24 protein-coding genes, 1 pseudogene and 1 riboswitch are annotated in these 26,115 nt (G+C 72.6%); of the genes and pseudogenes, 7 read left to right on the top strand and 18 right to left on the bottom strand.

All coding sequences use genetic code 11. The annotated features are described in order from the left end of the window. Positions 1-112: 112 nt before the first annotated feature. Genes IE136_RS01580 through IE136_RS01570 form a run of 3 tightly spaced genes read right to left on the bottom strand, consistent with a single transcriptional unit; the run spans position 113 to position 2,832 of the window. Positions 113-835 carry a response regulator gene (locus tag IE136_RS01580; RefSeq protein ID WP_373308967.1) on the bottom strand — a complete coding sequence of 241 codons (723 nt, stop codon included), beginning with the start codon at positions 833-835 and terminating at the stop codon, positions 113-115. 8 nt (positions 836-843) lie between these two features. Then, positions 844-2,064 (bottom strand): MacS family sensor histidine kinase, encoded by a 1,221-nt coding sequence (macS, locus tag IE136_RS01575; RefSeq protein ID WP_158986565.1) that lies wholly within the window; start codon positions 2,062-2,064, stop codon positions 844-846. A gap of 36 nt (positions 2,065-2,100) precedes the next feature. Further along, positions 2,101-2,832 carry a lysophospholipid acyltransferase family protein gene (locus IE136_RS01570; protein WP_158994181.1) on the bottom strand — a complete coding sequence of 244 codons (732 nt, stop codon included), beginning with the start codon at positions 2,830-2,832 and terminating at the stop codon, positions 2,101-2,103. Between the two features lie 227 nt (positions 2,833-3,059). Between IE136_RS01570 and IE136_RS01565 the strand changes: the two genes are divergently transcribed. Both IE136_RS01565 and IE136_RS01560 read left to right on the top strand, forming a co-directional pair. After that, positions 3,060-3,842, top strand: coding sequence for an alpha/beta hydrolase (locus IE136_RS01565; RefSeq protein WP_158994183.1), 783 nt, complete (start codon positions 3,060-3,062; stop codon positions 3,840-3,842). Then, positions 3,835-4,545 (top strand): hypothetical protein, encoded by a 711-nt coding sequence (locus IE136_RS01560; protein WP_189599201.1) that lies wholly within the window; start codon positions 3,835-3,837, stop codon positions 4,543-4,545. Before IE136_RS01565 ends, IE136_RS01560 begins: the two co-directional genes overlap by 8 nt. Before the next feature lie 11 nt (positions 4,546-4,556). Here the strand turns inward: IE136_RS01560 and IE136_RS01555 are convergent, their stop codons facing one another. From IE136_RS01555 to IE136_RS01530, 6 genes are all read right to left on the bottom strand, one after another. After that, the gene (locus tag IE136_RS01555; protein ID WP_158986569.1) at positions 4,557-5,315 is read right to left on the bottom strand and encodes an endonuclease/exonuclease/phosphatase family protein; all 759 of its coding nucleotides are present in this window, start codon (positions 5,313-5,315) and stop codon (positions 4,557-4,559) included. A gap of 87 nt (positions 5,316-5,402) precedes the next feature. After that, complete coding sequence (locus IE136_RS01550) at positions 5,403-6,344, bottom strand: ROK family glucokinase (protein ID WP_158986571.1); 942 nt, start codon at positions 6,342-6,344, stop codon at positions 5,403-5,405. Between the two features lie 66 nt (positions 6,345-6,410). Continuing rightward, complete coding sequence (locus tag IE136_RS01545; RefSeq protein WP_158986573.1) at positions 6,411-6,914, bottom strand: DUF5304 domain-containing protein; 504 nt, start codon at positions 6,912-6,914, stop codon at positions 6,411-6,413. 42 nt (positions 6,915-6,956) lie between these two features. Next, entirely contained in the window at positions 6,957-8,093 is a 1,137-nt protein-coding gene (locus IE136_RS01540; protein ID WP_189599200.1) for an ArsA family ATPase, read from the bottom strand. A 181-nt stretch (positions 8,094-8,274) separates the two neighbouring features. Continuing rightward, positions 8,275-8,718 carry an SRPBCC family protein gene (locus IE136_RS01535; RefSeq protein ID WP_158986575.1) on the bottom strand — a complete coding sequence of 148 codons (444 nt, stop codon included), beginning with the start codon at positions 8,716-8,718 and terminating at the stop codon, positions 8,275-8,277. 97 nt (positions 8,719-8,815) lie between these two features. Beyond that, a complete protein-coding gene (locus IE136_RS01530) occupies positions 8,816-9,583 on the bottom strand; it encodes a metallophosphoesterase family protein (RefSeq protein ID WP_158986577.1) in 768 nt (255 codons plus the stop codon). A 256-nt stretch (positions 9,584-9,839) separates the two neighbouring features. On the opposite strand from IE136_RS01530, the gene IE136_RS01525 reads away from it, so the two are divergent. After that, on the top strand, positions 9,840-11,636 hold the full coding sequence (locus IE136_RS01525) for an AMP-dependent synthetase/ligase (protein WP_158986579.1): 1,797 nt from the start codon (positions 9,840-9,842) through the stop codon (positions 11,634-11,636). Positions 11,637-12,138: 502 nt separating this feature from the next. On the opposite strand, the gene IE136_RS01520 is transcribed toward IE136_RS01525, so the two are convergent. Next, on the bottom strand, positions 12,139-13,281 hold the full coding sequence (locus IE136_RS01520; RefSeq protein ID WP_189599199.1) for a glycosyltransferase family 4 protein: 1,143 nt from the start codon (positions 13,279-13,281) through the stop codon (positions 12,139-12,141). Positions 13,282-13,375: 94 nt separating this feature from the next. Between IE136_RS01520 and IE136_RS01515 the strand changes: the two genes are divergently transcribed. Further along, positions 13,376-14,641 (top strand): glycosyltransferase 87 family protein, encoded by a 1,266-nt coding sequence (locus IE136_RS01515; protein WP_189599338.1) that lies wholly within the window; start codon positions 13,376-13,378, stop codon positions 14,639-14,641. Here the strand turns inward: IE136_RS01515 and IE136_RS01510 are convergent. Next, positions 14,605-15,932, bottom strand: a pseudogene (locus IE136_RS01510) (MATE family efflux transporter). The gene IE136_RS01515 and the pseudogene IE136_RS01510 sit on opposite strands and share 37 nt — an antisense overlap. 99 nt (positions 15,933-16,031) lie before the next feature. Here IE136_RS01510 and IE136_RS01505 point away from each other — a divergent pair. Beyond that, on the top strand, positions 16,032-16,577 hold the full coding sequence (locus IE136_RS01505) for a PadR family transcriptional regulator (RefSeq protein ID WP_158986585.1): 546 nt from the start codon (positions 16,032-16,034) through the stop codon (positions 16,575-16,577). A gap of 37 nt (positions 16,578-16,614) precedes the next feature. On the opposite strand, the gene IE136_RS01500 is transcribed toward IE136_RS01505, so the two are convergent. The 5 genes from IE136_RS01500 to IE136_RS01480 all read right to left on the bottom strand — a co-directional run bounded on the left by IE136_RS01500 (position 16,615) and on the right by IE136_RS01480 (position 22,055). After that, positions 16,615-17,853 (bottom strand): hypothetical protein, encoded by a 1,239-nt coding sequence (locus IE136_RS01500; RefSeq protein ID WP_373308966.1) that lies wholly within the window; start codon positions 17,851-17,853, stop codon positions 16,615-16,617. Positions 17,854-17,892: 39 nt separating this feature from the next. After that, entirely contained in the window at positions 17,893-18,909 is a 1,017-nt protein-coding gene (locus tag IE136_RS01495) for a C40 family peptidase (protein ID WP_189599198.1), read from the bottom strand. A gap of 216 nt (positions 18,910-19,125) precedes the next feature. Continuing rightward, on the bottom strand, positions 19,126-20,157 hold the full coding sequence (locus IE136_RS01490) for a C40 family peptidase (RefSeq protein WP_189599197.1): 1,032 nt from the start codon (positions 20,155-20,157) through the stop codon (positions 19,126-19,128). Between the two features lie 256 nt (positions 20,158-20,413). After that, complete coding sequence (locus IE136_RS01485) at positions 20,414-21,778, bottom strand: NYN domain-containing protein (RefSeq protein ID WP_158986591.1); 1,365 nt, start codon at positions 21,776-21,778, stop codon at positions 20,414-20,416. Between the two features lie 34 nt (positions 21,779-21,812). After that, entirely contained in the window at positions 21,813-22,055 is a 243-nt protein-coding gene (locus IE136_RS01480; protein WP_158986593.1) for a hypothetical protein, read from the bottom strand. A gap of 157 nt (positions 22,056-22,212) precedes the next feature. Here IE136_RS01480 and IE136_RS01475 point away from each other — a divergent pair, with 157 nt between their 5' ends. Together IE136_RS01475 and IE136_RS01470 are read left to right on the top strand one after the other, a co-directional pair. Next, entirely contained in the window at positions 22,213-22,947 is a 735-nt protein-coding gene (locus tag IE136_RS01475) for a rhomboid family intramembrane serine protease (protein ID WP_158986595.1), read from the top strand. Further along, entirely contained in the window at positions 22,944-23,225 is a 282-nt protein-coding gene (locus tag IE136_RS01470) for an Lrp/AsnC family transcriptional regulator (protein WP_158986597.1), read from the top strand. The genes IE136_RS01475 and IE136_RS01470 overlap by 4 nt, the downstream gene beginning before the upstream one ends. Before the next feature lie 79 nt (positions 23,226-23,304). Here the strand turns inward: IE136_RS01470 and IE136_RS01465 are convergent, their stop codons facing one another. Further along, positions 23,305-24,669 (bottom strand): aminotransferase class V-fold PLP-dependent enzyme, encoded by a 1,365-nt coding sequence (locus IE136_RS01465; protein ID WP_189599196.1) that lies wholly within the window; start codon positions 24,667-24,669, stop codon positions 23,305-23,307. A gap of 160 nt (positions 24,670-24,829) precedes the next feature. Beyond that, positions 24,830-24,946, bottom strand: a riboswitch (SAM riboswitch). A 77-nt stretch (positions 24,947-25,023) separates the two neighbouring features. Continuing rightward, on the bottom strand, positions 25,024-26,115 hold the full coding sequence (trpD, locus tag IE136_RS01460; protein ID WP_158986599.1) for an anthranilate phosphoribosyltransferase: 1,092 nt from the start codon (positions 26,113-26,115) through the stop codon (positions 25,024-25,026).

Here is a 26,115-nt window from a genome sequence, read left to right as displayed (position 1 = left end):
CGGCCCACGCTAGTAGTGACGTGGGTCACTCCGACACGGCATGGAGGGTGAACAGTCGGAGCGCCGGGAGCCGGGCGCCTGGAGCCGGCCGTCGGGTGGAACGCCCGGCGGCTCAGGCGTCGTCGAGGCCGCGCTCGATGGCGTACCGGACCAGCTCGACGCGATTGTGCAGCTGGAGCTTGCCGAGCGTGTTCTGGACGTGGTTCTGCACGGTCCGGTGGGAGATGACCAGGCGTTCGGCGATCTGCTTGTAGCTCAGGCCCTTGGCGACGAGCCGGAGGACCTCGGTCTCGCGCTCGGTGAGCTGCGGGGCCTTCGGCTCGTCGGCGCCGGCCGCCGGGGCGGGCTCGGAGGCGAGACGGCGGTACTCACCGAGGACGAGCCCCGCGAGGCCCGGCGTGAAGACCGGGTCGCCGACGGCGGTGCGGCGCACGGCGTCGATCAGCTCGGCCGTGCTGGCGGACTTGAGGAGATAACCGGTGGCCCCGGACTTGACCGCCTCCAGGACGTCGGCGTGCTCACCGCTCGCGGAGAGCACCAGGACCCGCAGCCTGGGGTCGGCGGCGACCAGCTCCTTGCACACCTGGACGCCCGGCTTGGCGGGCAGGTTGAGGTCCAGGACCAGGACGTCCGGGCCGACGGCCCCGGCCCGGCGCACGGCCTGCTCGCCGTCACCGGCCGTGGCGACCACGTCGAAGCCCGCCTCGGCGAGGTCGCGGGCGACCGCGTCCCGCCACATCGGGTGGTCGTCGACGACCATCACCCTGATCGGTCCGGCCGCCTGCCGCTGTTCCACCTGCTCATCCACCTGCTGATCCACCTGCTGCTCGCTCATGTGTCCGTTCACCTTCCCCCGTGGGTCCCGCGCTCCCGCGGCACCTTCAACTCGACTTCCGTGCCCTGACCGGGGACCGAGATCAGCTCGGCCGTACCGCCCAGATCCCGCAGTCTCCCCCGGATGGACAGGGCGACGCCCATCCGGCCCTCGCCCTCCGCCTGCGCGAGCCGCCCTTCCGGGATGCCCGGCCCGTCGTCCCGGACCGTGACGATCACCTCGTCCGGCCAGTCCTCGACCAGGATCCACGCCCGGGCGCCGTCGCCCGCGTGCACCCGGACATTGTCCAGGGCGGCGCCGACGGCGGCGGCCAGTTCACGGGCGGCGGGCTGCGGGAGCAGGACCGGGGCGCCCGGGTCCGCGAGCGTGACCTTGGCCCCGGCGCGCGGGGCGAGCAGGGTCCGCAGATCGACCGGGCAGTCCGCGTCCACCTCGTCGTCGGGGTCGTCGACGTACCGCACCACCGCTCCCTCGGACTCGTCCTCGGAGACCAGCGACGGGCGGGTGAGGCCGCCGGCGACGAGCGTACGGAGGGCGACCTCCTGCTCGCCGGCCATCCGGCCCAGTTCGGCGGCCTCGCCGCCCAGGGCCGTGCCGCGCCGCTGCACCATCGCGAGGACCTGGAGCACGCTGTCGTGGATGTCCCGGGCCAGACGCTCGCGCTCCCGGGTCGCCGCCTCGATCTCCAGCGCCCGGGCGAGCGTCCGCTCGGAGGCGCGGGCGACCTCGACGACGTACCCGATGGCGATGGATGCCACCCACACCAGCAGCACGTTGTGGAGGGTGTCCCGGCTGGGGCTGCCGCGCTCGACGAGGTTGGCGACGGCGACGAGCGAGGAGGCGAATCCGGCCCAGCGCCAGCCGCCCTTGATCGCGTACGCGAGGACGGCACCGGCCGTCCATATCGACGGCAGCGTCGGGCCGTCGACGCTCCGCGCCTGCTCGTCGGCGAGCGGGGTGAGCAGAATGCCGGTCAGGGCGACCGTCAGGTCGGCGACGAGGAAGCGCCTGGTGCAGCTGGCCGCGTTCGCCACCTTCGGCAGCGTGGCCAGCGTCCAGACGCACATGACCGCGAGGAAGGCGACGGCCACCCACGGCCGCTCGTACCGTTCACGGCCGAAGACGAAGATCAGGACCGCGTAGATCATCGTCAGAACGCGGTACGCGGTGAGCGCTCGCCACAGCGGCTGCTCGACCGACATCCGCACGACACGCTCGCGCTTGGCCATCTCCCCCACCCCCCGCCCGACGCTCCCCCGCAAGGATCAGGCGCCGGACTCTTCCCGCGCCGCGATCTCTTCTCTCACGGCCTCCTTGGCGGCCTTCTCGGCCTCCGCGAGCTGCCGCTTGGCGGCGGTCGCGTAGATGTCCACGTACTCCTGGCCGGACAGCTTCATGATCTCGTACATGACCTCGTCGGTCACCGAGCGGAGGATGAAGCGGTCCCCTTCCATGCCGTGGTAGCGGCTGAAGTCCAGCGGCTTGCCGATCCGGATTCCCGGACGCATCAGCTTGGGGACGACCTTGCCGGGTGGCTGGATCTTCTCCGTGTCGATCATGGCGACCGGGATGACCGGCGCGCCGGTGGCCAGGGCCACGCGCGCCAGGCCGCCGGGCTTGCCGCGGTAGAGGCGGCCGTCCGGCGAGCGGGTGCCCTCGGGGTAGATGCCGAAGAGCCCGCCCTTCTCGATGACGTCGATACCGGCCTTGATGGCCGCCTCGCCGGCGCCGCGCGCGCCGGAGCGGTCCACCGGGAGCTGGCCGACGCCCTTGAAGAAGGCGGCGGTGAGCTTGCCCTTGACGCCGGGCGAGGTGAAGTACTCGGCCTTGGCGATGAAGGTGACCTTGCGGTCGAGCACGGCGGGCAGGAAGAAGGAGTCCGAGAAGGACAGGTGGTTGCTCGCGAGGATCGCCGGCCCCTCGGCGGGAATGTTCTCGAGGCCCTCCACCCAGGGCCTGAAGGCGAGCTTCAGTGACCCTCCGATGGAGAACTTCATTGCGCCGTAGATCACTCGAGTACCTTCCGTGTGCCGTCGAACAGACCTTATCCCGCCTTGTCCCCCATCCCCCCGCGGGAGCGGCCGACGGCCGGGCACCTTCGTGCGAACGGCCCTGGTCGGTGTCGGTCCGGTCGCGTACGGTGAAGGTCCTTCCCCTTGTCCCGTCGCTTCGTCGGATCCCCGAAGCCGAATCCCCGAAGCCGAACCCCGAACAGGAGACCCCGGTGCCGGTCCTTCCTGGAGCCGAGCCGTACCGCCACGAAGGCGGAGAGGTCGGCGTCCTTCTCTGTCACGGATTCACCGGTTCCCCGCAGTCGCTGCGGCCCTGGGCCGAGTATCTGGCCGCGCGGGGAGTGACGGTGTCCCTGCCGCTGCTGCCCGGGCACGGCACCCGCTGGGAGGACATGCAGCTCACCACCTGGCAGGACTGGTACGCGGAGGTGGACCGGGCGCTCGAGGAGCTGCTGGCGCGCTGCGAGCAGGTCTTCGTCTTCGGCCTGTCGATGGGCGGGGCGCTGACGCTGCGCCTGGCGGCCAAGCACGGGGACGCCGTGCGGGGCATCGTCCTGGTGAACCCGGGCAACAAGGTGCACGGCGTCGCGGCGCACGCGCTGCCGGTGGTCCGCCACTTCGTCCCCTCGACGAACGGCATCGCCAGCGACATCGCCAAGGAGGGCGTGAAGGAGATCGCGTACGACAAGGTGCCGCTGCACGCGGCGTACTCGCTGCGGCAGTTCTTCCGGATCGTGGACGCCGAGCTGCCGCAGGTCACGCAGCCGATGGTGGTGCTGCACAGCCCCCAGGACCATGTGGTGCCACCGGCCGACTCGGCCCGCATCCTGAGCCGGGTCTCCTCCACGGACGTGAAGGAGGTCCTCCTGGAACAGAGCTACCACGTGGCGACGTTGGACCACGATGCGGAGCGGATCTTCGAGGAGAGCTGGGCGTTCATCGGCCGGCTCGCTCCGGACGTCGTCGGCGAGAAGGGGAGCACGAGCGGTGGCTGAGCAGCAGGACGGGGAGCGGGAGCCCCAGCCCATCGACGAGGAGGCCGCCTGGGCGGCGATCGTGGCCGGGTACGGCGAGGAGCCCGCGGACCCGGCCCCGGGGGCCGAGCGGGTGCGTCCGGTGCGGAACCTGGCGCTTCCTGAGTTCCCTGAGCTTCCGGAGACCCCGAAGACCCCGGAGCCCCGGGAGGATGACGGCGGCGAGCCGAAATCCGCCGCCGGGGACAGGGACGGCGACAGCGACGGCGACGGCGACGGCGACGGCGACGGCGACGAGGACGAGGACGAGGGCGGCGGCCCTCTGAGACCGGCCCCCGGGAGCTCGGTCGTCTTCGCCCCCGGGGTGGGCGTGGGCGGCGGCGGCCCGCGCGACTACCAGCTGGCCGATCCCGACGAGGAGCCGGCGGAGGACCGCAAGGGCGCCAGGAGCGACAAGGACGACGGCGACGAGGGCCACTTCGTGCCGCCGGAGCCGCCCCCGTTGCCGGAGGCGGACGCGACGACGAAGTTCGCGTGGCTGGGCGTCGTGGGCGGCCCGGTGCTGATGCTGCTCGCGGTGCTGCTCCGGTGGGACATGACCTGGTGGCTGACGACGCTGTGCGTGGGCGGCTTCCTGGGCGGCTTCGCGACGCTGGTGGCCCGGATGAAGCACGACGACGACGATGACGGCTACGACGACCCGGGACGCGGCGCGGTGGTGTAGGGAGCTGTCCTTCAGCTCGCGGAGGTCCCGGCCGCGGGGATCCTGACCGCCGCGAGGACCGGCAGGTGGTCCGTCGCCGCCTTGAGGTCCGCCTCGGGGAGGTCCGTCGGGACGCCGCAGCCGAGGAACTCCACGCCCGGCGTGGCCAGGATCGCGTCGATGCGCTGGTGCGGGTCCGTGGGGGTCGAGGTGTACTCACCGCCCCACGGGCTGACCGCCCAGCCGTCCTGGAGCTCCTTCGTCAGCCGGCTGAAGCTCCGGCCGTCCGGGCGCTCGTTGAGATCGCCGGCCACGATCGTGTGCGGGGCGTCCATCGCGGCGACCCGGTCGAGGAGCATCCCGGCCTGGGCGTACCGCTCGTCCGCCCGCAGGCTGAGATGACAGCTGATCAGCCCGACCCGGGCGCCGGCGAACCGTACGACGGCGGTCGCGAAGCCGCGGCGGTGCAGTCCCGGGGTGAGCGGCAGCAGGACGTCCTCGGCTCGCTCGACGGTGGCCCGCAGCGAGCACATCAGCAGGGGCCCGGCGGCCGTGGCCCCGCCGCTCAGGACGAGGAGTTCGCTCTTGGCGGCCAGCCGGGCGGCGTGCTTGCGCCAGCGGAAGAAGCGTGGCGCCTCCTGGACGAACACGAGGTCGGGCGCGCAGGCCCGGATGACCCGGGCGAGGGCGTCCTCGTCGTCCCGCAGGGAGCGGACGTTGTAGCTGAGCACCCGGACGACGGCCGAACCGTCCTCCTCGGTGCGGGAGTTGGGCAGGTCAGTGATCGCCATGGCAAGCAACATACGACAACCGCCCGCCGCTCCCCGAGGGGCGCGGCGGGCGGTGAGGTCTTACGGTGACTCGGTCCTGGCGCGGTCTCAGCCCTGGCGGGCCAGGTCCGCCGCGCCCACCAGTCCGGCCTTTCCGCCGAGCTGGGCCGCGAGCACCTGGGCGTGCGGCCGGTACGTGCCGCCGATCAGCCAGCGGCGGAAGGACTTCCGAATCGGGTCGAGCACCAGCTCGCCCTCGTCGGAGACGCCGCCGCCGACGATGAAGGCGGAGGGGTCGAAGAGCGACGCCAGGTCGGCGAGACCGGCGCCCGCCCAGCGGGCCAGCTCCCGGAAGGAGTCCACGGCCACCGGGTCGCCCTGGCGGGCCGCGGCACTGACGTGCTTGCCCTCGATGCCGTCCGGCGTGCCGTCGCCGAGGCCGAGGAGGATCTTGGCGTTCTCCGGGGTCGCGTTGGCGCGCTGCTTCGCGTACCGGACGAGCGCGCGCCCGGAGGCGTATTGCTCCCAGCAGCCCTGGCTGCCGCAGCCGCAGAGCAGGCCGTCCGGGACGACCCGGATGTGGCCGAACTCCGCCGCCACGCCGAAGCGTCCGCGACGGAGCTTGTTGCCGATGATGATGCCGCCGCCGAGCCCGGTGCCGAGCGTGATGCAGATGACGTCCTCGTGTCCCTGCCCCGCGCCGAACCGGTACTCGCCCCAGGCCGCCGCGTTCGCGTCGTTCTCGACGACGACGGGCAGGCCGACCCGCTGCTCGACCTTGTCCTTCAGCGGCTCGTGCCGCCAGTCGATGTTCGGCGCGAAGAGGACGGTGGCGCGCTTGTCGTCGACATAGCCCGCGGCACCGATGCCGACAGCCTCGATCTGATGACCCTTGCCGGCCTCCGAGACCGCGGCGCAGATCGCGTCGACGATGCCTTCGGGCGTCGGCGGGGTGGGCACCTTGTGCGTGTCGAGGATGTTGCCCTCCTCGTCGACCACGCCGGCCGCGATCTTCGTGCCGCCGATGTCGACGCCGATGGTGAGTCCCATGTGTCCCTCAGTTTTCGGTCGAGCCCCGCTACGGCCCACCGTACCCGAGGGGGACGACCCGCCCGGTCAGTCCAGGTCGATGTGCTGCCCGGTTCCGGTGCCTTCGTCGCCCCCGCGCGGACCGTCCTCACGCGGGTCTTCCCTGCCGAGGTCCTCCTCGCCGAGGTCGCCCTTGCGGAGGTCTTCCTTGCGGAGGTGCTCCTTCTGGCGGTCGTCCTCGCGGGTCCAGCGCGTCTCGTGGGCCTCGACCGCCGAGCGGTACGCGGCGAGCAGCTCGTTGCCCGCCGCCGCCAGGTGGTCGAAGACCTGCGGGTTGCGCTCGACGACCGGCTCGACGGCGGCCTTCGCCTGGCTGACGAGCTGCTGGACGGTCTGCTGCACGGCGCCCTGGGCGGCCAGGCCCGTCAGCGGGCTCCGCAGCGAGGAGACCTTGTCGGCGACGGCGTCGAAGAGCTTGCGGAACTCCTCGGCGGCCGACCCGGGCTCCGCCCCGGCGCGGGCGCGGTGACGGGCCCTCTCCGCTTCCAGGTCCTCGGCGCACGCCTTGGCCCAGGCATCCGAATCGCTCATGGCGTACTCCTTACGGGCTTATACCGTCGACGGTACACGCCGTCAGGGAGTCCGTTGCGTCGTCTTCGGCCAGAGTCCGGGATCCGGGGTGAAGCGGACCCGTAGGTCGCCGTCGACGAGACCGGCGCCGGAGACGGTGCAGCGGCGCAGGGCGGGCGGCAGCGCGACGGCGCGGCGGAACGGGCCGACCTCGAGGAGGAGTTCTTCCCCCCGCCGTACGAGGGAGAGTTCCTCCTTGACCGCGCCGGGCAGGGGCAGGTGCCAGACGAGGATGCCGTCCTCGGCGCGGCGGTCCTCGACGGTCCGGTCGGGCGCGGCGGCCGGCGGGCCCACCTCGACGGCGAGCAGGTCGAGGTCGTCCACGCCACGGGGGGCGCGACCGAGGTGCGGCAGCGCGTGGACGGTGCCGGCGTGCTCGGTGCGGAGCTGCTCCAGGTACGTGTGCTGCTCGGCGGTCAGCGCGGCGAACCAGGGGTCCGGGGAGCCGGCGGGGAGCACCCGGTTGGCGACGACCAGGTCGAGGGCGAGGCCTTGGAGCGCGAGGCCGAGCCGGACGGTGCGCAGGGTGTCGACGGCCGTCCGGCCCGGTTCGACGACGAGGCGGACGCTGGTGGCCGGGGCGTCGATCACGGCCTGGACGGCGGCCAGCTCGGCCTCCCAGCGGGCGGTGGTCTCGTACAGCCACTGCGCGGGCATGGGGACCCCGGCCAGCTGGGCGAGCATCGGGCGCAGGGCGCGGGCGGCCTGCCGCTCGGGGGGCAGGAGGCGGCGCAGGTAGCGGCGGAGCTGGGCGGGAAGCGCGAGGACGGCGAGGGCCTCGTGGAGCGGCGGCATGTCGACGACGACGAGGTCGCGGTCGCCGCCGGCGGCGTCGCGCACCGCGCGGAGGAGGGCGAACTGCCCGCTGCCGGGGAGTTCGGTGAGCTCGGCGTCCTCGAGCGGGGTGGCGCCGAGGAGGTCGAGGGCGGTGGCGGAGCGCGCCTGGAGGGCGAGGAACTCGCGCCGGAAATCGGCGCCGGGGTCGGGGCGGAGGATCCGGAGGCCCTCGCTCAGGAGGGGGTCGGCCTCCGCCGAGACCAGCAGGACCCGGCGCCCGGCCCGCGCCTCGGCGAGCGCGGTGGCCGAGGCGACGGTGGTGCGTCCGGCGCCGCCGGGACCGGTGACAAGGATGATCCGCATGGTGGTGACGCTACCGCCCGCTCACGCACGTCCGCGCCGCACCCGTGGTGCCCGTACGGACCGGGAGCCGAGCCCGGCAAGGGCGCCGTCCCTGTGCCCACCCTCCCCCGGACTCCGTCCGGGGGACCCCCGTCGCCCTGCGGGACGACTGCCCACAACGGGAGTGCGGTGGGCGAGCGCCTTACGCGCCGGACTCGACGCGCTTCTTCAGGCCTGCCAGGGCGCGGTCGATGATGACCTTTTCCGCCTTGCGCTTGATCATGCCCAGCATGGGGATCTTGACGTCGACGGTCAGCTGGTACGTCACCTCGGTGCGGGCACCGCCGGCGGCCGGGCTCAGGCGGTACGAGCCGTCCAGGGCACGCAGCATCTGGGACTTCACGAGGGTCCAGCTGACCTCGTCGTCACCGGTCCAGGTGTACGCGAGGGTGTGGTCGTCCTTGATGGCGCCCGCATCGAGCAGCAGCCGCACCTTCTCCGCGCGGCCGGCCGCGTCCTTCTCCAGGACCTCGGCCTCCTTCACCTCGCCGGTCCACTCGGGGTAGCGGGCGAAGTCGGCGATCACAGCCATGACGTCGGCCGGTGCCGCCTCGATGGTGATGCTCGAGCTGGTGTGTTCGGCCATCGCTGTGGTTCCTCCACTGTGCGGTCCGGCGGAAGTCGAAGGGCACGAACCGTGCCGACCGAAGGCTATCGCGCCCCCGGAGGCCGCCCCGCACCCCTCACCACTCCAGCGACCAGGGCCGGCCCGTCGCCGCGAAGTGCCCCACGTTCACGCACTCCGTCGCTCCGATGCGCATCCGCCGTGCCAGGGGCTGGTGGACGTGGCCGAAGAGGGCGTACCGGGGGCGGGTGCGCCGGATCGCGTCGAGCAGGGCCCGGCTGCCGCGTTCGAAGCGCCGCGCCACCGTGTCGTAGGTCAGGTCCGGCACGTCCGGCGGGATGTGGCTGCACAGGACGTCGACCTCGCCGAGGGCCTCGACCTTCGCCGCGTACTCCTCGTCGGAGATCTCGTAAGGCGTGCGCATGGGCGTGCGCAGGCCGCCGCCCACGAAGCCGAAGACGCGGCCCCCGATCTCGATCCGCTCGCCGTCGAGGACGGTGGTCCCCGGGCCCGCGTACTCCGGCCAGAGAGCGGGGATGTCGACGTTCCCGTAGGTGGCGAAGGTGGGCGTCGGGAAGGCCGCGAAGAGCTCGGCGTACTGGCGTCGCACGGCGGACTCGATGGCCGTGTCCCGGTCGACCTCCAGCTCGGACCAGAGCCGTCGGCCCAGCTCGCGGGCGTCGTCGAAGCGGCGCGCGGTGCGCAGTTCCACGATCAGGTCGGCGTTCTCGACCCCGAAGAGGTCGGGGAAGATGCCGCGGCTGTGGTCGGCGTAGTCCAGGAAGAGCACCAGGTCGCCGAGGCAGATGAGGGCGTCCGCACCTTGCCCCGCCTTGGCGAGAGCGGCGGTGTTGCCGTGCACGTCGCTGACCACGTTGATCCTCATACGGCTCAGCCTAGGGCGTCGGACCTGCGGTTACTTCCGGGTCCGCGAAGCTGTGGACTACTGTGCGCGAAGCACCGCCACGCACGTGTGACGCACAGAACATCTGGCCAGGACCCCCTATCGGGAACCGAGTACTGGTGGGTAACGTCCGGGCAGTCCAGTCGTGCTCACCCCCACTGAGCACCTGCCCGATCTTGGACCGCACCGGTGCATCACACAGAGCCGTGGCGCCGGCGCCCGATGAGGAGCAGCAGTCTTGCGCGAGTTCAGCCTTCCGGCCCTGTACGAGGTCCCCACGGACGGCAATCTGACGGATCTCATCCGCCGCAACGCGTCTCAGCACCCAGATGTCGCCGTGATGGGGCGCAAGGTGGCCGGCGTCTGGACGGACGTCACCGCCCGGCAGTTCCTCGCCGAGGTCCGCGGGGTCGCGAAGGGGCTGATCGCCGCCGGTGTGGAACCGGGTGACCGGGTGGCGCTGCTGTCCCGGACCCGTTACGAGTGGGTGCTCCTCGACTTCGCGATCTGGAGCGCGGGCGCGGTCACCGTACCGGTGTACGAGACCAGCTCGCCGGAGCAGATCCAGTGGATCCTCGGGGACTCGGGCGCCTCGCTCGTCCTCGTCGAGTCCGCGGCCCACCAGGAGTCGGTGGAGTCGGTACGGGAGAACCTGCCGGAGCTGAAGGGCGTCTGGCAGATCGAGGGCGATGCGGTCGCCCAGCTCACCGCCACCGGCGCGGACGTCTCCGACGAGCTGCTCGACGAGCGGATGTCGGCGGCGCACGCGGACGACCCGGCGACGATCGTGTACACCTCCGGCACCACGGGCCGGCCCAAGGGCTGTGTGCTGACGCACCGCGCGTTCTTCGCGGAGTGCGGCAACGTGGTGGAGCGGCTCAAGCCGCTGTTCCGCACGGGCGAGTGCTCGGTCCTGCTCTTCCTGCCCGCGGCCCACGTCTTCGGGCGGCTGGTCGAGGTCGCGTCCGTGATGGCGCCGATCAAGCTGGGCTGCGTGCCGGACATCAAGAACCTCACCGACGAGCTGGCCTCGTTCCGGCCGACGCTGATCCTCGGTGTGCCGCGCGTCTTCGAGAAGGTCTACAACTCGGCCCGCGCGAAGGCGCAGGCGGACGGCAAGGGCAAGATCTTCGACAAGGCGGCGCACACGGCGATCGCGTACAGCCGGGCGATCGGCACGCCGCAGGGTCCGTCCCTGGGGCTGAAGATCAAGCACAAGGTCTTCGACAAGCTGGTCTTCTCCAAGCTGCGCGCGGTCCTCGGCGGGCGGGGCGAGTACGCGATCTCGGGCGGTGCGCCGCTGGGCGAGCGGCTGGGCCACTTCTTCCGCGGCATCGGCTTCACCGTCCTGGAGGGCTACGGCCTGACGGAGTCCTGCGCCGCGACGGCGTTCAACCCGTGGGACCGGCAGAAGATCGGCACGGTCGGGCAGCCGCTGCCGGGCTCGGTGGTGCGGATCGCCGACGACGGCGAGGTGCTGCTGCACGGCGAGCACATCTTCACCGGCTACTGGAAGAACGAGGCCGCTTCGGCGGAGGCGCTGGCCGACGGCTGGTTCCACACCGGTGACATCGGCACGCTGGACGAGGACGGCTACCTCGCGATCACCGGCCGGAAGAAGGAGATCCTGGTGACGGCCGGCGGCAAGAACGTCGCCCCGGCGGTCATCGAGGACCGGATCCGGGCGCACGCGCTGGTCGCGGAGTGCATGGTGGTGGGCGACGGCCGGCCGTTCGTCGGCGCGCTGGTCACCCTGGACGAGGAGTTCCTGGGCCGCTGGGCCTCCGAGCACGGCAAGCCGGCGGGCTCGACGGCGGCGTCGCTGCGGGATGACGCGGAGCTGCTCGCGGAGGTCCAGCGGGCGGTGGACGACGGCAACGCGGCGGTGTCGAAGGCGGAGTCGGTACGGAAGTTCCGGATCCTGAACTCCCAGTTCACGGAGGAGGCCGGCCACATCACGCCGTCGCTGAAGCTGAAGCGCAACGTGGTGGCGAAGGACTTCGCGGACGAGATCGAGGCGATCTACCGCGCGTAGCGCGAGGGGGCCCGGCCCCCACGGCCGACCGCGGGTGAGGCCGCAGGCGCACGGGCGCCTGCGGCCTCTCCGCGTTCATGGTGGGGACGCTCCCCTCCGACGGCTCGCGCCCAGGAAAGGACGGGACGCGGGCTCCCAGCGGCTCCCGCCGGGAAGGCCGGGCTTCCCCGGCGCCCCGCGCCGAGAGACGCCCGGAGACGCCCGGAGACGCCCTGAGACGCGCAGTGCCCGCCCCGCCCTCGCGTCCGCGGGACCTCCGCGGCGTGTGGCCCCGTCCTGTCCACACGTCCGCGCACCTTCGCCCGCGGTGCAGCCCGTCCCGTCCACGCGTCTGCGGGACCCTCGCCCGCGGTGCAGCCCGTCCCGTCCACGCCTCCGCGCACCCCCGCCCGCGCGGACCCGGCGCCCTGTCCGCACGTCCGCCGACCCTCCGCCCGCCGGGAAGTCCGTCCCGTCCTCGCGCCGCGGGGCCGTGTGGGCCCCCGGCGGCGGGGGCACTGCCCTACAGCAGGGCCTTCAGGCGCTCCGCGAGGAGGTCCCAGCGCCAGCGCTCCTCGACCCAGGCGCGGCCCCGGTCGCCCATGCGGCGCCGGAGGGCCGGGTCGAGGAGCAGGGTGGTGATCCGGTCCGCCGAATCCTCGGGGACTTCGCCGCGGACGACCCAGCCCGTCTCGCCGTCCAGGACCGCGTCCGGGGCGCCGCCCGAGTCGCCGGCGACGACCGGGAGGCCGGTGGCCGAGGCCTCCAGGTAGACGATGCCGAGGCCCTCGACGTCGAGGCCGCCGCGGCGGGTGCGGCAGGGCATGGCGAAGACGTCGCCGGCGCCGTAGTGGGCCGGCAGCTCCGCCCACGGCACCGCGCCGGTGAACCGTACAGATTCGGCCACTCCCGTCGTCGCCGCGAGGAGCCGCAGGTCCTTCTCGTAGGGGCCGCCACCGACGATCAGGAGCACCGCGTCCGGCACCCGCCGCAGGATCGCCGGCATCGCCCGGATCAGCGTGTCCTGGCCCTTGCGGGGGACGAGCCGCGAGACGCACACCACCACCGGCCGGTCGGTGAGCCCGAGCCGTTCCCGTACCGCCTCGCCGCCGGAGCCCGGGTGGAAGGTCTTCTCGTCGACGCCCGGCGGAAGCTGCTCCATGCGCCCGGCCGCGGCCGGCGTGAGCGCCGCCGCGATCCGCGAGCGCGTGTACTCGCCCAGGTACGTGAGGGTGTCCGTGCCTTCGCCGATCCGCCGCAACAGCTGTCGGGAGCCGGGCAGTTGCGCCCACCCCGCCTCGTGCCCGTGCGTGGTCGCCACCAGGCGGCGCGCCCCGGCCCCGCGCAGGGCGGGCGCCATCAGGCCCAGCGGGGCGGCCGCCCCGAACCAGACCGACTCGCAGCCGTGTTCCCGCAGCAGCCCGACCGCCCGCGCGGTGACCCGAGGAGTTGGCAGCAACATGGTGGTGCGGTCCCGCACGACCGTGAAAGGCTGTTCGGCGTCGAACGCGGCAGTCGCCTCGATACCCTCCCGGCCGCGCTTCCACGTGGAGGCGTAGACCACGACCCGCTCGGGATCCAGGCGCAGCGCCATGTTGTGCAGGAACGCCTGGATTCCACCGGGACGTGGCGGGAAGTCGTTGGTTACGATCAGGGTCTTGTGCATCGTCGCCGAATCTACGTGACCGCACCCCCCGCCCGGCAACACCACCCTCCGCGGCCGACGGACCGACGGACCGACAGAGATGGACGAGGTAGGAATGACGGGCGTACTGGGTACGGCTGCCGAGCGCGCGAGACGAAATCCCCTCCTTCTCTGGGGTCTCACCCGGATCGTGCTCCTGCTGTGCGTCTTCAAGATCGTCACGGTCCCGGGGCCCGACGTCACCAGTGACATCGAGCAGATCTACCAGGGCTGGTACGAGGTCCTGAAGACCGGCACGTACCCCATGGACGACGTGACCTGGCAGTACCCGCCGCTCGCCGCCCTGGCGATCCTCGCCCCGGCCCTGCTGCCGTTCCTCGGCTACTCCGCCGCCTTCTTCGTCCTCTCCTTCCTCTGCGACGCGCTCGTCTTCGGGCTGCTGCGGTACGCCGGGAAGCGCCCGGGCCGTTCCTCGCGCGGTGCCTGGATCTGGATCGCGGGCGTGCCGCTGCTCGGTCCGACCGCGTACGCCCGCTACGACCTCATGGTCACGGCGGTCGCCGTGGCCGCCCTGCTGGCCGGGCTGAGCCGGCCGCGGGTGCTCGGGGCCCTGGCCGGGTTCGGCGCGATGCTGAAGGTGTGGCCGGTGCTGCTGCTCGTGGGCACCCCGCGCGGGCGCGCCACCTTCCGCTCATGGTCGGCGGCGGCCAGCGCGTCCGCCGGGCTGCTCCTGCTGTGCACGATCGCGGCGCCGGGGGCGCTGGCCTTCCTCGGCTTCCAGCGCGACCGGGGCACGGAGGTCGAGTCGCTGGGCGCGCTGGTCTTCCACGTGGCCCGGCACTTCGGCTGGGAGGGCGAGGCGCGGATGAACTACGGCTCGATCGAGTTCCTCGGCCCGTACGTCTCCACCGTCTCCACCGCGGCGATGGCCCTGACCGTGGCCGCCTTCGGCTGGCTGCTGGTGTGGCGGATCCGGGCCCGTGCCTTCTCGACCACGACGCCCGCGGACGCGGCCTTCGTGGCGGTGCTGCTGTTCACCACCACGAGCCGGGTGATCAGCCCTCAGTACATGATCTGGCTGGTCGGCCTGGCCGCGGTCTGTCTCGCCTATCGGGCGGGCCGGATGCGCCGGCCGGCGCACCTGGTGGTGTGGGCGACAGCGGTGACGCAGTTCGAGTTCCCGGTGTGGTTCTCGCACGTGACGGAGAGCGATCCGCTGGGCATGGCACTGCTGTTCGTCAGGAACGGTCTGCTCGTGGCCGCCTCGCTCTCCGCCTGCCGGATCCTGTGGCGCCAGACGGTGACCGAGCCGCGCCTGGCCGCCGCCGCACCGGTGGTGCCGGTTCAGCCGGAGCGGGCGAGGAGCCTGCCGGTCGCCTGAGAGCCCGGCGTACGGCGGTGCAGCAGGCCGAGGGCCGCGCACTGCCCCGCCATGGCGAGGCCCATGGCCAGACAGATCCCGGGCAGCCCGAGGCCGGAGAAGGCGTGGGCGAGCGGGAGTTGGGCCAGGACGCCGACGACGGTGATCCTGGCGAGCCGGGGGCTGTCTCCGCTGCCCTCGAAGACGCCGGCGAGGGCGATGAATCCGGCCATCAGCACCAGGTAGGGCCCGAGGCAGCGAAGTTGGAGGGCTCCGGCGGCCGCCACGTCCGGGGCCGCCCCGAAGCCGCGCATGACGAGGTCCGCGGTGAGCAGCAGCAGGCCGGCGGCGGCGGTGCCGAGGGTGATCCCGAGGAGCAGCGCCTGGCGGGCGACGGGCCGCCGCTCGTCGCGGCCCGCGCCGAGCAGGTGGGCGGTGTGGATGGCGGCGGCCTGGCGCACGGCGTAGAAGGCCATGGTCGCGACGTACATGGCCTTGGTCGCGATGCCGTAGGCCGCGACCTGGGTCACGCCGAGCCGGGCCACGACAGCGACGAGGGCGAGAGCCCCGGCCATCCGCACGACGAAGTCGACGGACATGGGCAGTCCGGTGGTGGCGGTGCGGCGCAGGGCGGTGAGCGTTCCTTCGGAAGGCCCGGCGGGCCCGGCGGGCCGCGCGGCCCGCAGGAGCGGGTTGCGGCGCAGGGCGAGGAGTCCGGCGGCGAGGGCGACGGTGCGGCCGACGACCGTGGCGAGGGCGGCGCCCCGCACTCCGTACGCGTGGATGAGCAGCGGGTCGAGTACCAGGATGAGGCCGTTGGCGAGGAAGGCGAGGCGCATGGGGGTTCGGGTGTCGCCCGCGCCCTTGAGGACGCCGTCGACGACCGTGGTGGCGAAGAAGACGGCTGTCCCGGGGAGCGAGATCGCGAAGTAGGCGGTGGCGAGGGCGACGGCGGGGGTGTCCGCGGCGCCGAGCACGAGCCGGGCGAGCGGTTCCCGCAGCAGAAGCCGCCGAGGGCCACGGGCGGGACGAGCAGGGCGCAGAGCGCCCGGCCGCCGCGTACGGCGGCCTGTACGGCGCCGGGGTCGTCGGCGCCGCGGGCGCGGGCGACGAGGACGGTGGTGCCGGAGGCGGCCATGAGGACGACGCCGAGGAGCAGGTTCTCGACGTTGGTGGCGACGGCGACGGCCGCGACCGCGTCCCCGCCGAGAGGGGCGACCCAGACCATGGTGATGATGCCGGCGGCGACCGAGGCGAGCAGTTCGCAGTAGACCGGGTACGCGAGCCGGATGAGTGGTCGTCGATGTGTCATGCCGCAAGCCCCCTCGAAGCGAGATACCTCGATTAGAGGCACCTCGAAAAGAGGTAGCATGACGGACGGGTCCGGGACAAGTGAGAGAGAGGGGACCGGATGCTGGAGCTGACGATCCTCGGCTTCCTGTACGAGAGGCCGCTGCACGGTTACGAGTTGAAGGACCGCATCCAGGGGCTGAGCGGACATGTCCGCCCGGTCAGCGACGGGGCGCTCTACCCGGCGATCACCCGCATGGTGAAGGCGGGCCTGCTGGAACGCCGAACCGAACCGGGGACGAGCGCGGCCCCGCGGCGGACGCTCTCCCTCACCGCCGAAGGCCGCGCGGCGCTGCTGGCCCGCCTCCGCGAACCCAAGGACGTGGAGATCACCGACGGCCAGCGCTTCTTCACCCTGCTCGCCTTCCTCCGGCTCCTCCCGGACCGCGCGGAACAGGCGGCGGTCCTGCGCCGTCGGCAGACCTTCCTGAACACACCGGCCAGCTTCTTCTACGAGAACGGCGCCCCGGTCCGCGCGGAGGAGGAGCCGGACCTCTTCCGCCGTGGCATGCTCCGCATCGCCCGAGCGACCGGCACGGCGGAGAAGCAGTGGCTGACGGAGGCCCTGCGCGAGCTGGAGGGCGGCTCGTCAGAGGACCCCGCGTGACGGTCGCACCGCCCCGGCGCCGACGCCCCCGGCGAGTTCAGCCCAGTCGCTCGCTCAGGTAGGCGCGCCACCGCCTGGTGAAGTCCGCCGGGGTCGTACCGAGGACCTCGTGGAGGGCCTTCTCCACCGAGCCCGCGCGGCCCGGGTGGGCGCCCACAGCCCGGTAGAAGGCGATCAGCTTCGCCTCGCCCCAGTGCTCGGCGATCAGCTCGCAGGCCAGCCAGCCGCCCTCGTACGCCTGCGCCAGGGCGTCCGCGTCACCGCCGAAGGCGAAGGTGCCGTCGTCGGGAAGCCCGGCCGGGAGATCGCCCGCGCGCACCGCGCGACGGAGTTCCGGGGCGGCCTGGGCGGCCGTGCGGCCACTGCCCCGGTAGGCGACCCAGTCGGCGAGGCCCTCGGAGAGCCAGACCGGGGTGGCCGGGGAAGTGTGGGCACGGGTGGCCACATGGGTCGTCTCATGGGTGAGGACCATCTGCCGGCCGAAGGCACCGAGCGCCCCGTACGCCTCGGGGTTGACGATCACGCGGTCCGCCGGCGCGTCCGGCCCGCCGCTCACCTCGCCGGTCGTGACGGCGGCGATGCCCCGGTAGGAGGGCGCGGGCGCCCCGAGCAGTCCGCCCATCGCGTCCAGCGAGGCCGGTACGAGGACGACCACCCGGCCCGCCCACTTCTCCGGCCAGGCGGCCGAGACGACGGGCACCGCCCGGTCGGCCGCCGCCGCGATCTCCCGCAGGCGCTCGGGAGACTGCCCGACGCCGAGCACGAGACTGCGCTGGCCCCGCTCCGCCTCGACGTCCCCCTGCTGCCACAGCTGCTGGGCGGCGCCACTGGCGGGTCTGTCGGCGGTCACGTACCACCGGCCGTCCCGCTCGGTCAGGTCCAGGACGCGTTCCGTCGTGACGGGGCCGGAGTCGTAGCCGCGGATCTCGTAGCTCAGCTCGGCGCGGGCCGTCGCCCGGCCCTCGCCGGACCGGTCGACGTCCTTGAGCCGGTAGCCCCACGCGCCGAGCGGCACCTCGGCCAGGTGCTCGAACTCCCGCAGCGCGGCGGGAGCGAGGGCGGGGTCCAGGTCCACCGCGTACGCCGCCTCGTCACGGGCGAGGACGGCCCGCGCGTGCCGGTCGAGCAGCGTCTGGATCTGCCGGGGAGCCGGATCGGGGGGCTCGGGGGACGCGCAGCCGGCGAGGACCGACACTCCGGCGAGCAGACCGGCGAGCAGGCCGACCAGCGGACGGACCGCCGCCCGTCGCACCGTTTCCCGCCCCTGACCTGCCACGCTCCCGATCGTACGGGGCCGGCCGGGGCGGTCGTACGGTCAGACCCGTGTCACCGTCACGTGGGACATCATCCCGACCGGGTCGTAGCGCACTCGTGCCCCGGGATACGGGGCGTGGATCACCTGCCCGTTCCCCGCGTAGATCCCCACATGGCTGGCGTCGCCTCGGTAGGTCACCAGGTCGCCGGGCTGCGCCTGCGAGAGCGGCACCCGGCGCCCCGCGTACCGCTGCGCCGAGGAGGTACGCGGCAGGCTGATCCCGGCCTGCCGGTACGACCAGACCATCAGGCCCGAGCAGTCGAAGCCGGAAGGGCCCGTCGCGCCCCACACGTAGGGCTTGCCGATGGCGCTGCGGGCGGCGATCACCGCGGCGGCCGCCCGTGAGGAGGCCGGGCCGAGGTCCCCGAGCGGCGGCAGGTCCTCGTCACGGCCCGCGCGGGAGGCCCGGGCGTCCCGGTCGAAGCCCGCCCGCTCCTCTGCGGTCAGGGACTGCAGCAGCCGCCGCGCCTCGGCGAGCTTCCGCTCGACGGTGCGCTTGTGCCGGGCGACCTGGGCGCGGCTGCGCTCCAGTTCGGCGAGGAGTCCGGCGGCCTCGGTCCGCTCCTGGGTCAACCGCCGCCGCTCCTGCCGGAGTCGGTTCAGCTCCACGCCCTGCCGGGTGGCGACCCGGTCGAGGACCGAGGCGCGTTCGAGGTAGGAGTCGGGGTCGGAGGAGAGCAGCAGGGCGAGGGCGGGATCGATGCCACCGGAGCGGTACTGGGCCCCGGCCACCGAACCGAGCGCGCCCCGCATGCGGTTGACGCGTTCCTGGGCGTGCGCCAGCCTGTCCCGCGCCTGGGAGACCGACACGCGCAGGGTGTCCGCCTTCTCGTCGGCCTTGTTGTAGCCCTCGGTGGCCCGTTCGGCCTCCTCGAAGAGCCGGTCGACCGTGGCCCGGGTGGCCTCGGGCGTGCCGCCCGGGTCGGCGCTCGCGGGGACGGCACCGAAGGCCGTGGCCGCGGTGGCCGCGGCGGCGGTCAGGACGGTGACCCTCGCGGGTCGACGGTGGGACGCCACGTATCGCGCTCCGTTCAGCTCTGTTCGACGCTCCGCGGACTGGCTCGGCGGACAGCGGCAGACAGTAGCCGGTGATCACCCGCCGTCCAACGAAGACGCCGGGCACACAAAGTGACGCCCCGCCGGAGACCACAGGTCACCGGCGGGGCGTCACGTCAGCGGAGGAGGCGACGAACCACCCGATCGGGCGTCAGGTCGCGGGAGGCACCGAAGGCGTCAGATGCGGACACCGAACTGGAAGGTGCCCATGTAGCTCATCGACTCGTAGCGGACCGAGGCGCCCGGCTTGGGGGCGTGCAGGATGGTGCCGTTGCCCGCGTACAGGCCCACGTGCGACAGGCCGTTGAAGAAGACCAGGTCGCCCGGCTTGAGCTGGCTGCGGCCGATCTTCACGCCGTCGTTCTGCTGGGTGTAGGTGGTGCGCGAGATGCCGACGCCCGCCTGGCGGTAGGCCCACTGCGTCAGACCGGAGCAGTCGTACGAGTTGGGGCCCTCGGCGCCGGAGACGTACGGCTTGCCGATCTGGGTGGCGGCGGCGCTGAGCGCGGCCGCGCCGCGCTGCGAGGCCGGAACCTCGTTGCCGAGGTCGAGGCGGTCGCCCGCGGCCCGGCTGGCCCGCTGCGCCTCTTCCTGCTGCATCTTGGCGCGCTCGGCGGCGGTCAGGGTGTTGAGCAGCTTCTGCGCCTCGGCGAGCTTGCCCTGGAACTTCTTCTTCTTCTCGCCGAGGGTCTTGCGGACGTCCTCGAGGTCGGCGAGCTTCGCCGTCGCCTCGGCACGCTGCTGGGAGAGGGTGCGCTGCTTCGACTGGATCGACTGGAGCACGTCGGCCTGCTTGGCGCCGAGCTGGTCGATCGCGGACGCCTTGTTGAGGTAGGTGTCCGGGTCGGAGGAGAGGAAGAGCTGGATCGCCGGATCGATGCCACCGGAGCGGTACTGCGCGCTGGCGACCGAACCGATGTTGTCCCGCAGGGTGTTGAGCTCCTGCTGACCGCGGGCGACCTTGTCCTGAAGGGCGCCGATCTCCTTCTGCAGCTTGCCGCGCCGCTCCTCGGCCAGGTTGTACTGCTCCGTGGCCTCCTCGGCCTCGTGGTGCAGCTTGTCGACCTTCGACTTCACGTCGTCGATCTTCGGCTTCGGGGCCGCCTGGGCTCCGGTCTGGGCGGAGAGCGCGACGGCGGCTGCGGCGGTCGCGGTGAGCACGGTCACGCGGGTGCGGCTCGGCTGCTTGGGACGACGGTGGGACGCCACGAAGGCGAGCTCCTTCTTCCTCGAGCCGCCCAACCAGGCTGCGGCAGGCGGTTCCTCCACTGTCATCCCCGATGGATGATCAACCGCGCGGAGGTTCGAGGCCTGACCCTAGTGACCATCTTGTGATCAGTTCAAATCCTCACGGGCAAAATCTCGCTCACGCGACACATTATTTACAGACACCGCACAGGCAGTGATGGGCACTTGACCGTGCGCCCTCCAGAATTCGGGCATTAACCCCGGTAGTTGACAGGCGTCACGATGCGCGCGAAAGCCGCTTCAGCAGCAAAGCGGACGCGACCGGCCGCGCACCGGCCTTGGCCACCCCGTCGGCGACTTCGCGGTCGGTGGAGACGACCACGACCGGGCGGCCCGGAGGCTCCGCGCGTACCAGCTGTCTGATCAGCTCGTCCGCGGTCACGCCCGGCTTGGAGAACAGCACCCGCACCCCGCGCGGCGGCGCCAGCAGCACCGGGGCCGCCAGCTCCGCCCCGTCGAAGACACAGGTGACCTCGGCGCCCGAGCGGGCCGCGAGCGTGGAGAGGCCACCGAGCAGCCGCAGCCGCTGCTTCTCCAGCGGCATGGTCGGATAGCCGGTCTTGGTGACGTTGTAGCCGTCCACGACCAGATGGGCCTGCGGCAGCGCGAGGAGTTGGTCGAGCAGGGCGGGGTCGGTCTCGGACAACGCGCGGGCGGCGATGTCCTTCGGCGACATCCGGCCGGGCTCCACCGCGTCGACGGTGTCGGCGGGATGGACGGAGGCCGGCGGCAGGGCGAGCTCGCGCCGGAGCCCCTGGGCGGCGTCGAGGACGGTGTCCAGGAGCAGTCGCAGCCGCATGTCCTCCACCGAGCGTCCCTCACGGGCGGCCCGGCGGCTGGCCTCCAGGGCGGACTCGACCTCCCCGAGCCGGGCCTTGAGCCGCCGGCTCTCGCTCTCGGCGGCCGAGACCTGGGCGGCGCTCTCCGCCCTGACGGTGTCGATCTCCGCCTGGGCGCGACGCAGGGCCGCCTCGCCGCGCTTCACGTCGCTCAGGGCGCTGCGCAGCTTGCGATGAAGCGATTCCGCATCCTTGCGGGCCGCTTCCAGATCAGTGCGCAGCTGCTCGGTCTCCGCGCGGGCGCGCTCCTTGGCGGTGGCGACCTCCTCGCGCAGCCGCTCCAGCTCGCGCCGGCCGGCCTCGTCGGCCCGCTCGGCGTCCGCCCGCAGGGCCTCCTCGCCCGCGGCGGCGACGAGCTTGACCCAGCCGGCGGGACGCAGGACGTAGGCGGCCGCGGCGACGTCGACGGGGTCGGCGGCGGCGGGCGGGGCGCCGGACTCGACGGCCCCGGCCAGCTCCGGCTGGGCCTCCTTGAACCGCTCGCCGATCCGCTGCCGGAACAGCGGTTCGTTCTCCAGGGCCGCGGCCATGGCGTTGCCCGCGAACTTGGCCCGCCGGCTCGCGGTGAAACGGGCGTACTGACGCAGGGGTGCCGGAAGCTCGGCAACGGTGAGCCCGCCGAAGGCGTCCGAGACCAGCGCGACGACCCGCCGCCGTACACCTTCTGGCAGCGGGCGGTCGAGCGCCTCGGCAGCGTCACCTGCCGCGCCGGCCGGCTCGCCACCGTGCGCGGGCTGCTCCACGATCCGTCACCCCATCGTCAATCGCACCGCTCCCTCAGGAAGCGGTGCCCGGCCTGTCCACCAGCTCGATCTGATCCACGGCGTTGCACCAGCGGCAGCGGACCGACTCGATGGTCTCACTGACCACCTCGCGCTCCTCGACCTTCGGGTCGCCCGCGAGGTCCAGATGAACGTACTCGACGACCTTGGAGGAGCGGGTCACGTCGAACCGGGTCAGATTGCCGCAGAGCGTGCAGCGCCAGCGGGTCTCGGCGGTCGGCAGGGGAACCGTCGTCATCGGTGCCGTCCTCTTTCATGTGCGTGGTGCGGGTGCGGGTGCCGCGGTGCGCCGTCGAACTGCGGAGGTACTGCCCGTAACCCTACGGCCTCGCGGGTACCCGATGTCACGGCGAGGCACTCTGTCCAGTTCGGCACCGTTACGCCATGATCTGTCCATGATCGACTGGCGGGAGACGGCCCTGGGGGCGTGGCACGGCGCCCGGAGCGGGCCCACGGTGACCTACGGCCTGATCGCCGTGTGCTGCGTCGTGTTCATGATCGGGCCGGTGTCCGGTCTCCATCCGGGGTACGGGACGGGGGACGCGGCCCTCGCGTCACAGAGCGAGTACTTCCATCGCTGGGGGGTCGTGCCCGCCGAGCTGATGAACGGCGACCCGCGCGCCCTGCTCACCCCGCTGACCGCGCTGTTCGTCCACGGCAGCTGGCTGCACCTGCTCGGCAACATGCTGTTCCTCTACGTCTTCGGGGCGATGGCCGAGGAGCGCATGGGGGCGGTCGGGTTCGCCCTCTTCTATCTGGGCTGCGGCTACCTGGCCCTGCTCGGCTACGCGGCGGTCCACGCGGGCAGCGAGCAGACACTGGTAGGGGCCTCGGGCGCGATCTCGGGGGTCCTCGGGGCGTTCCTGTACCTCTTCCCCCGCTCCCGGGTGACCAGCCTGTTCCCGTTCCTCTTCTTCCTTCCCTTGCGCTTCCCCGCCTGGATCGTGCTCCTCTTCTGGTTCGTGCTGCAGTGGCTGGCGGCCCGCTCGGCGGGGCCCGGGCCGGGGGTCGCCTACCTGGCGCACGTGGTGGGCTTCGCCGTCGGCTTCCTCTACGCCTGGGGCCGGTACCACCAGGGGGATAAGGTGAAGGCCCAAGCCGCGGCGACCGAGGGAGAAAGCCAGCCGTGATCACCGCGATCGTGCTCATCAAGACCAGCGTGGACCGCATCCCCGAGATCGCGGAGTCGATCGCCGCGCTCGACAGCGTCAGCGAGGTCTTCTCGGTCACCGGTACGTACGACCTGATCGCGATGGTCCGGGTGCCCAAGCACGACGACCTGGCCGACGTGATCCCCGGCCGGATCAGCAAGATCCCCGGCGTCGAGGCGACGGACACGCACGTCGCGTTCCGTACGTACTCCCAGCACGACCTGGAAGCCGCCTTCGCGATCGGCCTGGAGTCCTAGCCCGCGGCGCCGGGCGGACATGACGACATGACGAAGGGGGCCTCCCGCCGGAGGCCCCCTTCACCCGTACGAGGGACGCTCAGCCGCGGTCGGGGACACAGCGGCCGTCCTCGGTGCGGTACTTCCACTGCGCACCGTCGCGGACCAGCTCCTTCACCGCCCGTACGAAACGCTCCACGTGCTCGTCCGGCGTACCGGCGCCGAAGCTCACCCGGATGGCGTTGAGCGACTTCTCGCCCGGCTCCGCCTCCGGGGCGCCGCACTCGCCGATCTGCTGCGGGTCGCTGCCGAGGAGCGTGCGGACCAGCGGGTGGGCGCAGAAGAGACCGTCCCGGACACCGATGCCGTACTCGGCCGAGAGCGCGGCGGCGAAGTGGGAGCTGTTCCAGCCCTCTACGACGAACGAGATGACGCCGACGCGGGGGGCGTCGTCACCGAAGAGCGACAGCACCTTGACCTCGGGGACCTCGGCCAGACCCTCGCGCATGGTCGCGATCAGGTGCCGCTCGCGCTCCACGAGGGCGTCGAACCCCGCCTCGGTGAGCGCCTTGCAGGCGGAGGCGATGGAGTAGACGCCGATGACGTTCGGGGAGCCGGCCTCGTGGCGGGCGGCGGTGGTGTGCCACTCGACGTCGACTCCCCCGTCGGCGCGGCGGGCGACCTTCTTGGAGGCGCCGCCGCCGGCCAGGTACGGCTCGGCGTCCTGGAGCCAGTCGGCGCGTCCCGCGAGGACGCCCGAACCGAACGGGGCGTACAGCTTGTGCCCGGAGAAGGCGACCCAGTCCACCTCCAACTCCCTTACGGAGAGCGGGTGGTGGGGGGCGAACTGGGCGGCGTCGAGGACGATCCGGGCACCGTGGGCGTGCGCGGCGGCGGCGAGTTCCCTCACCGGCCACAGCTCACCGGTGACATTGGAGGCTCCGGTGACGCAGACGAGGGCAGGGCCGTGGGGATCGCGGTCGGCGAGCGCGCGCTCCAGGGTCTCGACCGCCTGGGCGGGGGTGCGCGGAGCGTTGAGGTAGGTGACCCGCGCGTCCTTCCAGGGCAGCAGCGAGGCGTGGTGCTCGGTCTCGAAGACGAAGACCTGGCAGTCGGCGGGGAGCGCGGCGGCGAGCAGGTTGAGCGAGTCGGTGGTGGAGCGGGTGAAGACGACCTGGTCCTCGGGGCGGCAGTCGAGGAACTCGGCGACGGTGACGCGGCTGTTCTCGAAGAGGTCGGTGGAGAGCTGCGAGAGGTATCCGGCGCCGCGGTGGACGCTGCCGTAGTACGGCGCGTACGCGGCGACGTCGTCCCACACCCGCTGCAGGGCCGGCGCGCTGGCGGCGTAGTCGAGCGCGGCGTAGGTGACCTCGCCACCGGTGACGAGCGGAACAGTGACATCCCGGCCGAGAACGGGCAGCGGCGAACAAACCGACTGGCCGGCGGCAGCGGTGGAGACAGACATGGCGAACTCCCGTACATGGCAGGCGAATTCCCGCGCCGGCGGATACGCGGCAGCGCTGGGGAGGAGAAAAAGGGGTGTGCGAAGAAGGGGCGAGAAAGCCCTATCGCATTCGCTTGCTCACAAGAGGCTCCCTGAGGACCAGGACCCCAAGGTTTCGAGGGGTCCGCGCTTGCCGTAGACCTCGCTGCCTACGGCCTGGTCTTCACCCGGGGCACCCCGCCACGGACGGAGGGTTGCCGGACAGCAAGCCGGGGCTTCGTAGCTGTCACTCATGACCTGGCACAGAACGTATGTCAGCTGATCGTCCCCGCGCAACCCCGTTCCGTATTCCGGAACGGGGCCGCGCGGACACGCCTACGCGTTGCTGGCGGCGATCCAGCGCTCAAGTGCCTTGCGGGCGGCGCCCGAGTCGATCGACTCCGCCGCCTTCGCGATGCCCGCGCGCAGTTGCTCCACCAGGGTGCCCTCCCCCGGTTCGAGCGCCGCGAGCGCCGCCGCCGAGTTGAGCAGCACCGCGTCCCGTACGGGACCGGTCTCGCCCGCCAGCAGCCTGCGGGCCACATCGGCGTTGTACGAGGCGTCGGCGCCGCGCAGTGCCTCCACGGGGACGATCTCGATGCCCACGTCCCGCGGGTCGAAGCTCTCCTCCCGCACCGCCCCGTCCCGTACCACCCACACCCGCGAGGTGGCCGTGGTGGTCAGCTCGTCCAGGCCGTCGTCGCCGCGGAAGACGAGCGCGGACGAGCCCCGCTCGGCGAGGACCCCGGCCATGATGGGGGCCATCCGGGCGTCGGCGACACCGGTCGCCTGCGCCATGACGCGGGCCGGGTTGGTGAGCGGGCCGAGGAAGTTGAAGGTGGTCCGGATGCCCAGTTCCTTGCGGGCGGCGGCCACGTGGCGCAGCGCCGGGTGGAACTTCACCGCGAAGCAGAAGGTGATGCCGGCCTCCTCGGCGACCTCGGCCACCCGGCGCGGGGTCAGCTCCAGGTTGACGCCGAGCTTCTCCAGGACGTCGGAGGCGCCGCTCGCGCTGGACGCGGCCCGGTTGCCGTGCTTGACGACCTTGGCGCCGGTGCCGGCCACCACGATCGCCGACATGGTGGAGATGTTGACCGTCTTGGCGCCGTCGCCGCCCGTGCCGACGATGTCCACGGACGGGCCGGGGACCTCGATGAGGTTGGCGTGCTCGTACATGGTCCGGACGAGGCCGGAGATCTCCTCGACGGTCTCGCCCTTGGCGCGCAGCGCGACCGCGAAGCCGGCGATCTGAGCGTCGGTTGCCTCGCCGCGCAGGATCCGGTCCATGGCCCAGGCGGTGTCCTCGGCGCTCTGGTCGCGGCCGGTGAGGAGCCCGTCCAGGACGGCCGGCCAGGAGCGGCCCGCCGGGGTCGTTCTCCCCCTCGCTTCGCTGGGGGTGCCCCCACCAGCGGGGGTCACAGCGCTCAT

This window comes from Streptomyces lateritius (assembly GCF_014649715.1).
In the GTDB taxonomy this organism is placed as follows: Bacteria; Actinomycetota; Actinomycetes; order Streptomycetales; family Streptomycetaceae; genus Streptomyces; species Streptomyces lateritius.
Note: the sequence above shows the minus strand (reverse complement) of the source record. Positions and strands in the feature narration are given on the sequence as shown.